12 protein-coding genes and 1 pseudogene are annotated in these 13,366 nt (G+C 41.1%); 10 read left to right on the top strand and 3 right to left on the bottom strand.

Going from position 1 to position 13,366, the window contains the following annotated elements; genetic code table 11:
- The first annotated feature begins 238 nt into the window (after window positions 1–238).
- The 6 genes from trmD to argH all read left to right on the top strand — a co-directional run bounded on the left by trmD (window position 239) and on the right by argH (window position 6,034).
- Window positions 239–973 (top strand): tRNA (guanosine(37)-N1)-methyltransferase TrmD, encoded by a 735-nt coding sequence (gene trmD, locus V7K41_RS27935; RefSeq protein ID WP_334853513.1) that lies wholly within the window; start codon window positions 239–241, stop codon window positions 971–973.
- A 73-nt stretch (window positions 974–1,046) separates the two neighbouring features.
- Window positions 1,047–1,532, top strand: a complete 486-nt coding sequence (gene ispF / locus V7K41_RS27940) for a 2-C-methyl-D-erythritol 2,4-cyclodiphosphate synthase (protein ID WP_334853514.1) — start codon at window positions 1,047–1,049, stop codon at window positions 1,530–1,532.
- Between the two features lie 63 nt (window positions 1,533–1,595).
- A complete protein-coding gene (locus tag V7K41_RS27945) occupies window positions 1,596–3,389 on the top strand; it encodes an ABC transporter substrate-binding protein (RefSeq protein WP_334853516.1) in 1,794 nt (597 codons plus the stop codon).
- An 81-nt stretch (window positions 3,390–3,470) separates the two neighbouring features.
- Window positions 3,471–4,259, top strand: coding sequence for a nickel pincer cofactor biosynthesis protein LarB (larB, locus tag V7K41_RS27950; protein WP_334853518.1), 789 nt, complete (start codon window positions 3,471–3,473; stop codon window positions 4,257–4,259).
- A 107-nt stretch (window positions 4,260–4,366) separates the two neighbouring features.
- Window positions 4,367–4,573: a hypothetical protein gene (locus V7K41_RS27955; protein WP_292780927.1), complete on the top strand. Its 207-nt coding sequence runs from the start codon at window positions 4,367–4,369 to the stop codon at window positions 4,571–4,573.
- A gap of 75 nt (window positions 4,574–4,648) precedes the next feature.
- Complete coding sequence (argH, locus tag V7K41_RS27960; protein ID WP_334853519.1) at window positions 4,649–6,034, top strand: argininosuccinate lyase; 1,386 nt, start codon at window positions 4,649–4,651, stop codon at window positions 6,032–6,034.
- Window positions 6,035–6,205: 171 nt separating this feature from the next.
- Here the strand turns inward: argH and V7K41_RS27965 are convergent, their stop codons facing one another.
- Window positions 6,206–6,370 (bottom strand): hypothetical protein, encoded by a 165-nt coding sequence (locus V7K41_RS27965; protein ID WP_167407613.1) that lies wholly within the window; start codon window positions 6,368–6,370, stop codon window positions 6,206–6,208.
- A gap of 723 nt (window positions 6,371–7,093) precedes the next feature.
- Here V7K41_RS27965 and V7K41_RS27970 point away from each other — a divergent pair.
- The 3 genes and pseudogenes from V7K41_RS27970 to V7K41_RS33030 form a co-directional block, all read left to right on the top strand.
- Window positions 7,094–7,588 (top strand): NUDIX hydrolase, encoded by a 495-nt coding sequence (locus V7K41_RS27970; RefSeq protein WP_334853521.1) that lies wholly within the window; start codon window positions 7,094–7,096, stop codon window positions 7,586–7,588.
- A 209-nt stretch (window positions 7,589–7,797) separates the two neighbouring features.
- On the top strand, window positions 7,798–8,622 hold the full coding sequence (locus V7K41_RS27975) for an alpha/beta fold hydrolase (protein ID WP_334853523.1): 825 nt from the start codon (window positions 7,798–7,800) through the stop codon (window positions 8,620–8,622).
- Window positions 8,623–8,666: 44 nt separating this feature from the next.
- A pseudogene (locus V7K41_RS33030) lies at window positions 8,667–8,834 on the top strand (ISAzo13 family transposase); the annotation flags it as partial.
- 190 nt (window positions 8,835–9,024) lie between these two features.
- On the opposite strand, the gene V7K41_RS27985 reads toward V7K41_RS33030, so the two are convergent.
- Window positions 9,025–10,239, bottom strand: coding sequence for a Caspase domain-containing protein (locus tag V7K41_RS27985; protein WP_334853527.1), 1,215 nt, complete (start codon window positions 10,237–10,239; stop codon window positions 9,025–9,027).
- A gap of 387 nt (window positions 10,240–10,626) precedes the next feature.
- Window positions 10,627–11,469: a pantothenate kinase gene (locus tag V7K41_RS27990; RefSeq protein ID WP_334853529.1), complete on the bottom strand. Its 843-nt coding sequence runs from the start codon at window positions 11,467–11,469 to the stop codon at window positions 10,627–10,629.
- A 110-nt stretch (window positions 11,470–11,579) separates the two neighbouring features.
- On the opposite strand from V7K41_RS27990, the gene V7K41_RS27995 reads away from it, so the two are divergent.
- Window positions 11,580–13,304: a diflavin flavoprotein gene (locus tag V7K41_RS27995; RefSeq protein WP_334853530.1), complete on the top strand. Its 1,725-nt coding sequence runs from the start codon at window positions 11,580–11,582 to the stop codon at window positions 13,302–13,304.
- Window positions 13,305–13,366: the final 62 nt, after the last annotated feature.

Raw genomic sequence — 13,366 nt, forward strand, 5'->3', positions numbered from 1 at the left:
TGGCTCGATGCATCCTGGAAGTTGTTAACTTGATATGATTATTAATTTAAATGTAGTTGTGACAACATTTAAACATAAATTAAGTAATTAGAAAAACTTTTGATCCCATCTAAAATCCAGGGGTCTGGTAGTTTTAGATACTATTGATAAAGTTTAACTGGAGTTTAACCCGACCTTGGCTTGCTGGTGTTTGCTAGACATTCAAATTTAAGATTAGTGTCCTCGAATACGAATAACTGTGCGCTTTGATATAGTTACGCTTTTTCCTGACTGTTTTAACTCTGTTCTCAATTCTGGGCTGCTAGGTAAAGCCTTAGCCAAACAGATTGCCGAAGTGCATCTGATTAATCCACGGGACTTTACGACTGACAAACACCGAAAAGTAGATGATGAACCTTACGGCGGTGGTGTTGGGATGCTAATGAAGCCAGAACCTATTTTTACCGCCGTGGAGTCGCTGCCGATTCTACCCCGAAGAGAAGTAATTTTGATGAGTCCACAGGGTCAAGCAATTAATCAACCTCTTTTGAAAGAATTGGTGACAAATTATGACCAGTTAGTAGTTATTTGTGGGCATTACGAAGGAGTGGATGAGAGGGTGCTACATTTGGTAACTCGTGAAATATCTTTGGGCGATTTTATTCTGACTGGTGGGGAAATTCCAGCAATGGCTTTGATTAATGGTGTAGTGCGGCTAATACCAGGAACCGTCGCCAAAACTGAATCCCTGACAGCAGAAAGTTTTGAGGAAGGGTTACTGGACTATCCCCAATATACTCGTCCTGCGAATTTTCGCGGCTTGAAAGTGCCTGATGTCTTGCTCAGTGGGAATCATGCAGCGATCGCCCGGTGGCGTTACGAACAACAAATTCAAAAAACCCGCGATCGCCGCCCTGATTTGTTGGAGAAATTGAAGCAGGGGGAGCAGGGGAGCAGGGGAGCAAGGGAGCAGGGAGAGAATAATAATTTCTAACTCCTGACAAATGACAAATGACAAATGACAAATGACAAATGACAAATGACAAATGACAAATGACAAATGACAAATGACAAAAATTCGTATTGGTAACGGCTACGATATTCACCAACTAGTGAGCGATCGCGCTTTGATTTTAGGTGGAATCCAAATTCCCCATGAACTGGGTTTATTAGGTCATAGTGACGCTGATGTACTGACCCATGCAATTATGGATGCGATGCTTGGGGCATTATCTTTGGGGGATATTGGTCATTATTTTCCGCCTAGCGATCCTAAATGGGCGGGAGCAGATAGTTTAGTACTATTAACTCAAGTACATCAACTAATTCGGGATCGAGGTTGGCAGGTGGGAAATATTGATTCGGTAGTAGTAGCAGAACGTCCAAAATTAAAGCCGCATATTAACAATATGCGCGACAAACTAGCGGCGGTTTTAGAATTACAACCAAATCAAATTGGCATCAAAGCTACCACTAACGAAAAATTAGGCCCCGTTGGACGTGAAGAAGGTATATGTGCTTATGCTGTTGTCTTGCTAGTTGCTTCAGAGTAACTTTTCTTTTAGCCTCTGATCGAGATATTGAGGACTGATTAAGATGGAAATAAATTTGAAATTATGAGATTTTTTAAAAAAATATTTCTGGCAATTAAACATTTTTGGCTAACATTAATTCTGATTTCAGCAATTGCACTTACAGTTACCGCCTGCAATCCAGCTAACTTCAAAAGCGCAGCTGCTCAAGTGCCGCAACTTGTCACCGCAGTTTTGAGTGAGCCTTCAACTTTCAACTATGCTCTGAATGAGTCGGCATATAGCGTTTTTGGCTTCCTCTATGACTCATTGATTAATGAGAATCCCGTAACCACAAAATTAGAGCCTGCTTTAGCAGAAGCGTGGGAAGTTTCTGAAGATGGTCAGCGGATTGTGATCGCCCTGCGATCAGGAATTAAGTGGTCAGATGGTCAGCCAATGACTGCTGATGATGTTGTCTTTAGTTATAACGAAATTTACCTCAATCCTAAAATTCCCACCTCTACCAAAGATGCCCTAAGAATTGGCGAGAAGGGCAGTTTGCCAAAGGTGAAAAAAATTGATGAGCGTCGGGTTGAATTTAGCATACTGGAACCGTTTGCTCCTTTTTTAAGATATGTAGGCGGCATCCCAATTATGCCAGCCCATGTTCTACAGGAAGCAGTTCGCACAACTGGATCTGATAAAAATTCTAAGTTTCTCTCAATATGGGGAACAGGGACAGATCCTAAACAAATTGTTGGCAACGGCCCCTATGTAATGGAAAGTTATGTTTCCAGTCAGCGAGTTATATTTCGGCGTAATCCATACTACTGGCGCAAAGATACTCAGGGTAATCCTCAGCCTTACATTGAGCGAATTGTTTGGCAAATTATTGAATCTACTGAAAACCAATTGATTAGTTTTCGCTCTGGGCAGTTGGATGATTTAGAAGTTCCTCCTGAAGGTTTTAGTTTGCTAAAGCGAGAAGAAAAACGGGCAAAGTTTAAAATTTATAACGGTGGTCCAGATACAAGTACGAGTTTTATTGCTTTCAATCTTAGTAAAGCTAAGAATTCTCAGGGTAAACCTTTCGTAGACCCAATTAAATCTAGCTGGTTTAATAAAAAGGAATTCAGGCAGGCTATAGCATACGCACTTGACCGAGAAACGATGAAAACAAATGCTTATCGAGGACTGGGTGAACTACAAAATTCATTTGTTTATGTCAAGAGTCCCTACTTCCTTCCTCCAGAAAAAGGGTTAAAAGTATATAATTACGAACCAGATAAATCTAAGAAATTACTGTTACAATCTGGGTTCAAATATAATGCTCAAAATCAGCTTGTCGATGCTGATGGCAACCGAGTCAGATTTACAATTTTAACAAATTCGGAAAGAAAAGTTAGAGGAGATATGGCATCTCAAATCAGACGGGATCTCGGTAAGATTGGAATTCAAGTAGATTTGCAAATTCTCAGCTTTAATTCTTATTTAGAAAAACTCAAAGTTACGCAGAATTGGGATTGTTATCTGGGAGGATTTGCTGGAGGCGGTATTGAACCCCACGGCGCTAGCAATATCTGGAGAGTTACCGGTGCATCCCACGCATTTAATTTGGGGCCACAACCAGGAGATCCACCCATGACTGGCTGGAAAGTTTCCGACTGGGAAAAGGAAATTGATAGCCTTTACATTAAGGGCGCACAGGTATTAGATGAAAACAAGCGCAAGGAGATTTATTACGAATATCAGCGTATCGCCTCAGAACAGTTGCCGTTTATTCATTTAGTGGAAAGGTTGAATCTGCAAGCAGTGCGCGATCGCTTCCAAGGAATTCAATATACTGCTCTTGGTGGCCCATTCTGGAATCTCTACGAACTAAAAGTAACTGATTAGTCATTAGTCATTGGTCATTAGTCATTGGGATATGGGGTATTGGTTATTCATAAATGACAAATAACAAAGGACAAATAAAAAATGACCGATGAAAAAAAATTGCGATCGCTCCTCGAAGCGGTTGCCAATGGTAAAGTTACGCCAGATACGGCATTAGACTCACTCAAAGATTTAGCTTATGAATCTGTGGGGGAGTTTGCCAAAATTGACCACCATCGGCAGCTACGAACTGGTTTCCCAGAGGTAATTTGGGGCCCTGGTAAAACGCCCGAACAAATTGCTCAAATTATGGAAGTGATGCGTCTTCGTAATCCGGTGGTGATGGCAACTCGCATTGAACCAGCAGTTTATGCCGCACTGCAATCAAAAGTTAGCGGTTTGCGATATTACGAATCGGCGCGAATTTGTGCGATCGCTCCCCCAACTATAGAACCACAATTCTGGGGTGAAATCGGTATTATTTCTGCTGGTACTGCCGATTTACCCGTTGCTGAAGAAGCTGCTGTCACTGCTGAACTTTCTGGTTTTCGGGTACAGCGCCTCTGGGATGTTGGCGTTGCGGGAATTCACCGCTTATTAAGTAACCGCCACTTGATTGAATCAGCATCGGTGTTGATTGTCGTGGCAGGGATGGAAGGCGCTTTACCTAGCGTTGTCGCTGGTTTAGCGAGTTGTCCGGTGATTGCCGTACCCACGAGCATCGGTTATGGCGCAAGTTTTGGTGGTTTAGCACCTTTATTGACAATGCTTAACTCTTGTGCTGCGGGAGTAGGTGTAGTAAATATCGATAATGGTTTTGGTGCAGCAGTTTTGGCGGGGCAGATTTTGCGGACTGCCGAGAAATTGCGGTTGGCATCAGCTACATCTTGAGTTAAGACATTGAAGTTATATCCAAATATTTCAGTATATATCAGTAATTAATGTAAATAATAAACTGATGCTGAAATTTGCCACCCCTAACTTCTTAATCACCAAAGATGAGCAATTACAGCGATTTGACATCTCAGTTACTTTGGCATTTGCCTGTAAATTGGACAGCCCTAGCACAAACAATCACCGATCCAAACGTTATGGGTCAGATGCAAAAAGCTTGGAGCCACTTTATACAAACAGGTCAAGTGTGGGCATTGTTGATTGGTTTAGTCATTGGCTATATGATTCGGAATCTAACTAGCTACGGTTAAAGTAATTTTGAATTTTGGATTTTGGATTGATAATTAATCCAAAATCTAAAATTAATGCCCTTTCCTTGATAATTTATGACCGAAAAACAAACTTGGAGCCAGCGGTTTGAATCAGCGTTGCATCCAGCGATCGCTCGTTTTAATGCCAGTATAAGTTTCGATATTGAATTAATCGAATATGACCTCACTGGTTCTCAAGCTCATGCCAAAATGCTTGCTTACACGGGCATCATCTCCCCAGAAGAAGGAGAGCAACTAGTTGCTGGTTTAGAACAAATTCGCCAAGAGTACCGCCAGGAGAAATTTCAGCCTGGTGTCGATGCTGAAGATGTACATTTTGCAGTTGAACGCCGACTGACAGAAATTGTCGGTGATGTAGGTAAAAAGTTGCATACGGCGCGATCGCGTAATGACCAAGTTGGCACTGATACCAGACTTTACCTGCGCGACCAAATCCAACAAATCAAAAGCGAATTGCGAGAATTTCAAGGTGTTTTACTGGATATAGCCGAAAAGCACGTTGAAACTCTGATTCCTGGCTATACTCACTTACAACGCGCCCAACCTCTAAGTTTAGCTCACCACCTCTTGGCATACTTTCAAATGGTGCAACGCGACTGGGAACGTTTAGGAGATGTTTCTCGCCGCGTGAACATTTCACCTTTGGGATGTGGTGCTTTAGCGGGAACTACTTTCCCTATTGATCGCCACTACACAGCCAAACTCTTAAATTTTGAGGATATTTATGCTAATAGCCTCGATGGAGTGAGCGATCGCGATTTTGCGATCGAATTCTTGTGTGCTGCTAGCTTAATTATGGTTCACCTCAGCCGCCTTGCAGAAGAAGTCATTCTTTGGTCATCTGAAGAATTTCGCTTCGTCACCCTCAAAGATAGCTGTGCTACGGGTTCCAGTATCATGCCCCAAAAGAAAAACCCCGATGTACCAGAATTGGTGCGGGGGAAAACGGGACGTGTATTCGGTCATCTCCAAGCGATGTTAGTCATCATGAAAGGGCTACCCCTGGCATATAACAAAGACTTACAAGAAGATAAAGAAGGTCTATTTGATAGCGTTAACACAGTCAAAGCCTCACTAGAAGCGATGACAATTTTGCTCAGGGAAGGCTTAGAATTTCGTACCCAGCGATTAGCATCAGCTGTAGCGGAAGATTTTTCTAATGCTACCGATGTAGCAGATTATCTGGCTGCACGGGGCGTTCCTTTCCGGGAAGCTTACAATCTTGTGGGTAAGGTGGTAAAAACTAGTATTGCCGCAGGTAAACTCCTAAAAGATTTGAAATTGGAAGAATGGCAACAACTACATCCGGCATTTGCAGCAGATATTTATGAAGCGATATCTCCCCGTCAAGTTGTTGCTGCCCGCAACAGTTACGGAGGAACTGGCTTTGTACAGGTAAACAAAGCACTTATAGCCGCCCGCGCTCAAATTGCTCAATAGAGGAATTGGGGAGTGGAGAGTAGGGACATAAAGGATATAAGGGGAATTATTGAATAAATCTCTCTTTTGTCTTTTCTCTATGCCCAATGCCCAAAAATAAATAAGGGCGTACAAATAAATGTGCGCCCTAAAAGGTAAATAACCCAAACAATAAGGATTTAAGCAGGCAGCTTATTCAGTGTCAGCTGCTGCTGCGCCTTCTTCTTCCTCACTCTTTGGTGGTCTTTGTTGGAACCTTCTCTGCATTCTTCCTGTCGTAGTCCGTTTACGAAACTTTCTGGCATACGCCTGGTTACGTAGCGCCTTTTCTTTTTTCGGGTTACGGCGCTTGGCCATGTTCACCTCTATTAATAAACAACAAAAAAGTAGCAACTAGGCATCACATAGGCAATATTAGCTACCAATGTTATTGATATACTTTTAACCTAGTGCAGCAAAAATACGCTTTAAACAGTGTACTAGCCTATCGCATTCTACCTAGCTTTGTCAATAAAAATTCTGAATTCTCCCCGCCAGCTAGACGAAAAATATCTTTTCTGAGATTCTAATCTGTCAAATAGATTGTAGAATAGCTCACTAGTTGTTATTGAAACAAACCAATATTATCAAGCAATAATTCAGGAGTCAGTCATCAAAACTCAGCAGGCATAGGTGGGTTTAACTATGGAGTCTAATATTTGATTTAATGGTCTTTAATTAAGTGGAGTTTTAAATCCTACTAAATTTCCTCTTATAAATTCAGAATTTTGGATTTTGACTTATTATTCATATTATTTTTTTTAATGTCTACTGAAAAACTATTAGTGATAGCTTGTTTCAGCAGCACTAATGCTAGCTAAAAACTGAAAATTTACTTGGTTCAATAAATATCATGTATATATAAATACAGTGCTTCTATTAAAACTTGATGTTAGAATTAATAGTATTCTACGTAAATCGTGAGAATAAAATCTTAACCCACAAACATTTTTGTATAAAACAAAACTCAACAAAAATTTTATTAGTTGAGTCTATGTAAGTGGTAGGGAACTAGAGAATACAACACATAAATTTTGAAGATTGAACGTTATTGCTTTTTTTCCGGCAGCTGTCGAGTCCACACGTAGCTTATGGCGTATTGGACAAACAGTATTGGGTATAATATTTCGTCATCCCATTACTGGCACTAGTATCATCCCAATTTTACCCGATGGTCGGATTGTACTGATCCGGCGGCGCGACAATGGTCTTTGGTCATTGCCTGGAGGAATTGTAGATTGGGGAGAAGATGTTCCCAATACAGTCCGCCGGGAATTGATGGAGGAAACCGGGCTAGAATTGGTGAAAATTAACCGTTTAGTAGGAGTTTACTCTGCACCAGACCGCGATCCCAGAATCCATTCTATTTGTATTGTGGTTGAAGCCGAAGTGCATGGGACAATGGAAATTCAAGACACCTTAGAAGTCATGGAAATCCAAGCTTTTTCTCCCAGTTTACTACCTTCAGGACAGATGTCTCATGACCATACTCGGCAGTTGCAAGACTACTTGAATGGCTTGACAACATTGGCATAACAATATTTTTTCATTAGTCATTAGTCATTAGTCCTTTGTCATTTGCCGCCAAAGTTATAACCTCAAAAAGCCTTGGTTCACACTTCTGTGTTTGTAATTTGTCCAGAACTAGTTAATAATGACCAATAACCAATGACTAATAACTAATGACTAATGACTAATGACTAATGACTATTTATTATGGTGCTAAAAGTTAATTACTAAATAAAATGGATACACTATTCCGTAACTCCCGGAGAAAGCTCTCTCAAGGGCTATTATTCTGGCGTGAAGTCGGTGAAAAAACTCCTATAATTTTTTTACATGGTGCTTGGAATGAGAGCAGTCAATGGTTATCTGTGATGGAATCCCTTGCACAAGATTTTCATTGTTTTGCACCTGATTTGTTAGGATTTGGTGAATCAGAAAATCCTAATATCCACCATTCGATAGATTTACAAGTTGAGTGTCTAGCTGAGTTTTTGCAAGCTGTGAAGCTAGAAAAAGTATATTTAGTGGGGCATTCTCTTGGGGGTTGGATTGCTGCTAGCTATGTTTTAAAGTATCCAGAGAAAGTTGATGGTGTGGTACTGCTAGCACCAGAGGGCGTAGAGATAGCAGGACAAGAAGAGTATTCCCAGAAGATGCGGCGATTATTGAATTATCCACCACTTATAGTTCAATTGTTGCGATCGCTAACTCCTTTCACTAAAATTCTGGGTTGGCATGAAAAAATTGCACAAGACTTGCAACTGCGTCAAGCACTATTGCCGTATCCCATAGGTTGCCAGTTACTTTTTAAACGGCGACAAGTAGAAATTGAGGCGGAATTACTGCAAAAGCAGCTTTATATGATAGATGTCCCAGTTTTTATTTTACAAGGTGGCCAAGATACACCAGATGCTTTAGCTAAAAGCCAGGTTTATGCTCAACTGATGCCGAAAGTTGAGTTAAAAATGATTGCCCATGCTGGAAATGACTTACCAGAATCTTGTGCTGAAGTTGTGACAATTGAGATTCAAGAGTTTATTAAGAGAACTCCACAGAATGATTGATCCTACTGATCGCAGAAAGATAATTTCAGTATACAGCCTACCTCATGTTTCCAAAATCTATCATTCAACTCACCGAGAACCTAAAATCTCTGTACATCAAAACAGCCAAAAAACTTAAGGGAAGCAACCGACGACAATTCATCGCAGAAGTGGTGAAAGGTTTGGGAATAGGTGGACAGACTTTAGTAAAACGGGAGTTAGGATGGAATAGATGCAGGAGTTGGAAAGTGGTCATCTTGCAGGTTTTTGGTCATATCTCGGCTCAATACTATATAAACTATCAGGTGTTTTATAGCCGTTCTCGGTTGAGTGAGGTACACCCGTAAGGGCACGGCACTGCCGTGCCCTTACACTTCGCGATTAATCTTGTACCGCATCTGAATGGGAACCGCTATAGTTAATTTATTTTTTCCAAGAACCACTCTCGCACTTCACCAACCGTTTGAGTATCGCAATATCTTTTTGATTACCAGAAGTACGGATTTGCTTTTCAACAGCAATGTTAATTAGTTCCATCTTCAAGCGTTTAAAATAAGCCTGCTGTTCGTCGATTTTAATTTTGTTACTATCTATATTTTGTATAACCCCAAAAATAGGCTTTTGTTTGTCTAAATTAAACTTTTTCACTAAAGAATTGACTACATAGCGCTGTTCAGGGCGAGCTGTCTTTAAAATTTGACTAATTGGTTGAGTAAGAATTGTCTTTTCCTGTGTTGGAAGAACTTTGTTCTGCAACCAAGCCTCAGAAGTAGATATTGGTAAATCCATCGATTTCTCATCCACCTTAGCAAAAGCATGAGCTTCGGCATAAGTAATTCGTCCATCTTGATTGTAATCAGCAGAACTCACTGTTTTACCTGTGCGATCGCGTCCACTCAAACCTGCAAAGAAGCTAGAACTATAATCTCGATAGTCAGCCTCATTTACCTCTGGCGTACAGCCGACTGAAGGTAGACTTTTAATCGTTGCAAAGAATCCACAACGTGTTTGAAGTGCTACAGGACGTTTGGGATTTCCCTCTTCATAGATAAAATTAGCAAAAGAGCCAGAAAAACACTGAGCCATCATTGCTACAACAGGCTTCTCTGATGGCATTTTATCTAGCATTTGAGAAAAATGCCTGACACTCAACGGTTGTTCATTCCACAACACAAAATAATTGTTATCTAGGTCTTGTGTATTTTTACCTCCATGTCCTGTGAAGTATAAAAACGAAATTTTAGAACTTTTATGTTGTCCTAACTGCTTGAAATAACGCTCTAAGTTATTTAAAGTAGTAGCACCTTGAAGGTGAGGAATATTTGGTCGTTTAAATTGCTGTCTTCTTTGCTGGTCAATATAGCGCACAGAGGCTTGGCCATCGTTACCATTGGCAAAGAAAATGGATGCAACTTGCTTTGGATTGTACCCCATGAATTGCAGGGTACGCTGAAAGTAAAGTACATTTTTCTCTAAAGCAATTTCGTTGTAAGAAGGCGCACCACCACCACCCACAACTAAGAAATTTGATTCTGACTGCGGGCTTTGACAAATATGAGTTTGTTGTAGACTTACTCCACTAGAACCTGGAACTGCAACTAGCAAGCCACAGGTAAAATTGACTAATAAGCGGTGCATTTTGTAATTATCCTATATCTCTAAGCTTTCTGCTGTCTCGCGAAGAGTATAACTCTTAACCTTTGCTCACGAATAATATTAACGTAAGTTGCTAGTTAGTGTCTATCAACTGTATCAAATGTGATACAGAAAACTAATTTTTAAGTATTTTTAAATACCAGAAAACAAAATATTGTATTTAAGCAAAGGCACTTTTTGATAACTAACAACTTGGGTTATTACTTCTAGAACTGTCACAGATAAGTGCGATTAAGGAACTTGCAAAAAATAAATTATCTCAAATTATTTGTAGATTTGTAAGCTCTTGCGCCCTTACAAATCTACGATAGGATGTTTTTTTTAATGGAAGTCCCTAATTTTATTTCATCCATAGCTGAACCTGTCTGCTTATCTTGTGATCGTGCCAATATTTCCCATTTCCTTATCACCCATTACTATTTTTTGCATTCCCCAAAAAATTAAATTTGGTTCCACAATTAAAGGTGCTGCAATTTCAGGATATAAGGTTCGTAGGTAATTTAGTAATAAAGTGCGATCGCCCCCTTTTATTGCAATTTTACCATCAGGAAATAAAGCCCACCACGCCTCAATAAAAGCTTTTATTCCAGCTATTAATGTGTAAATAACTCCACTTTTAATAGCCTCTTTTGTATTAAGTGCAAAACGTGGTGGTAAAGACTGAAAATTTTGTATTTCTACAAATGGCAATTGTCCTGTTTGTTGACCGAGAGTTGCAAATTGCAAGCCTAATCCCGCCAGAATTGCACCTCCAACTAGAGATTCATTAGCATCCGCAGATGTAAAAGTTAGCGCTGTTCCAGCATCAATTACTAACATTGGAAAACCCCACGTTTTCCCCGCACCCCACAAAGCTAAAGCGCGGTCAATTCCTAGTGTGGGATAAACATTTTTTAGTGGTACTTGGTCTAATGTAATAACGCGAGTATTTGGGTAAGTTTGCCAAATAGCAGTTTGGCTGGGAACTACAGAGGCGACGAGGAGAGGGCAAAGGGGTAGAGTGTTTGTTAGAGATTCACCTTCTGGAAAAATTTTCTCTAGTAAATCATTCAGGGTTTGACATTCAGCCAAGTGTTGTATAACAGAGTCAGGCAAATAATCGGTATCCCAAGCTGAGTAAAGCGTTTCGCCAACAAACAACGCCCAATGCAGCCGGGAATTACCAATTTCCAACGCTAGCCAAATTTCCTCTCTGTGCCTCTGCTGTTTCACACTTTTAACTTTTTTAAGTCAGTTATATGTTTTTTAATAAAAATTAACATTCAAGCCGTGTCACAATAAACCTAGAGGAACAAATACTCATTGTGTCAAGGAGGGGAGTTATGGTAGCGCTCACCGAAAAAACTGAAAAACGGCTCACCATACAGACTGTAGAGATTGCTCAAGAGACGACGGCTATTCGCTCTTTAGATTGGGATCGCGATCGCTTCGATATTGAGTTTGGTCTGCAAAACGGTACTACTTATAACTCGTTTCTGATTCGCGGGGAGCAGACTGCCTTAGTTGATACCTCCCACGAAAAGTTTCGTCAACTATATTTTGATACGCTTACCGGACTAATCAACCCAACAGAGATTGATTATTTGATTATCAGCCACACTGAGCCAGACCATAGCGGTTTAGTTAAAGATTTGCTGCTTATGGCTCCAGAAATCACCGTTGTTGGTTCTAAAGTGGCGATTCAGTTTCTGGAGAATTTAGTACATCAGCCATTTAAACGGCGGATTGTGAAAAATGGCGATCGCTTAGATTTGGGCAATGGGCATGAATTTGAATTCGTGATTGCCCCAAATTTGCATTGGCCGGATACCATTTTCAGCTTTGACCACAAAACCAAAATTCTCTATACCTGCGATGCCTTTGGGTTACACTATTGCTCAGATAGCACCTTTGATGAAGACTTAGCAGCTATCGAAGAAGACTTTCATTACTACTACGATTGCTTGATGGGGCCGAATGCCCGGTCAGTTCTATCTGCCCTGAAGCGGATGGCGGAACTGAAAACCATCGACATGATTGCCACAGGACACGGGCCATTATTATCTCACAATGTTGAAGAACTAGTTGGACGTTATCGCACTTGGAGCCAAAGCCAAACCAAGGCAGAAACGGCAGTTGGGATATTTTACGTTTCCGAATACGGATATAGCGATCGCCTCGCGCAAGCAATTGCCAACGGTATCACTAAAACTGGTGTCGCCGTGGAAATTGTTGATTTGGGATCTGAAGTCGATTTACAAGAACTGCGGGAACTAGTTAGCCGCTGTGCTGGACTAGTCGTTGGATTACCTCCGGCTTCTGGCGCTGCTAGCATCCAAGCAGCACTCAGCACAGTTTTAGGATCGGCCAAAGAAAAGCAAGCTATCGGCGTGTTTGAAACCGGCAGTGGCGATGATGAGCCGATAGATCCTTTACTGAGTAAATTCCGTAATTTGGGTTTGACAACAGTTTTTCCCGCGATTCGGATTAAACAAACGCCTACGGAAAATACCTACAAGTTGTGTGAAGAAGCGGGCACAGACTTAGCTCAATGGGTAACACGCGATCGCAGCATCAAAGCCATGAAATCCCTTGGTGCTGACTTAGATAAAGCACTAGGTAGAATCAGCGGTGGGTTATATATTATTACTGCTAAAAAAGGCGATGTTTCCAGTGCCATGCTAGCCTCCTGGGTTGCTCAAGCCAGCTTTAAACCATTGGGATTCTCCATTGCAGTCGCCAAAGATCGGGCAATTGAATCACTCATGCAAGTAGGCGATCGCTTTGTTCTCAACGTTTTAGAAGAAGGCAATTTCCAACCATTAATGAAACACTTTTTGAAACGGTTCGCCCCTGGTGCAGATCGTTTTCAAGGTGTGAGAACTCAGCCAGCCGAAAATGGTGCGCCTATCCTCAACGATGCCCTTGCTTACATGGAGTGCGAAGTCATCAGCAGAATGGATTGCGGCGACCATTGGGGAGTATATAGCACAGTCTACGCCGGAGGGGTTTCTAAGCCAGAAAGTTTGACTGCTGTGCATCACCGTAAAGTTGGTAATCATTATTAACAAGCAAAGCAGAGGAGCAGAGGGGCACAGGAGCGGGGAGAATATATTAATACTAATGCCCC

The sequence above is a fragment of the Nostoc sp. genome (genome assembly GCF_036917415.1).
Classification (GTDB): domain Bacteria; phylum Cyanobacteriota; class Cyanobacteriia; order Cyanobacteriales; family Nostocaceae; genus Nostoc.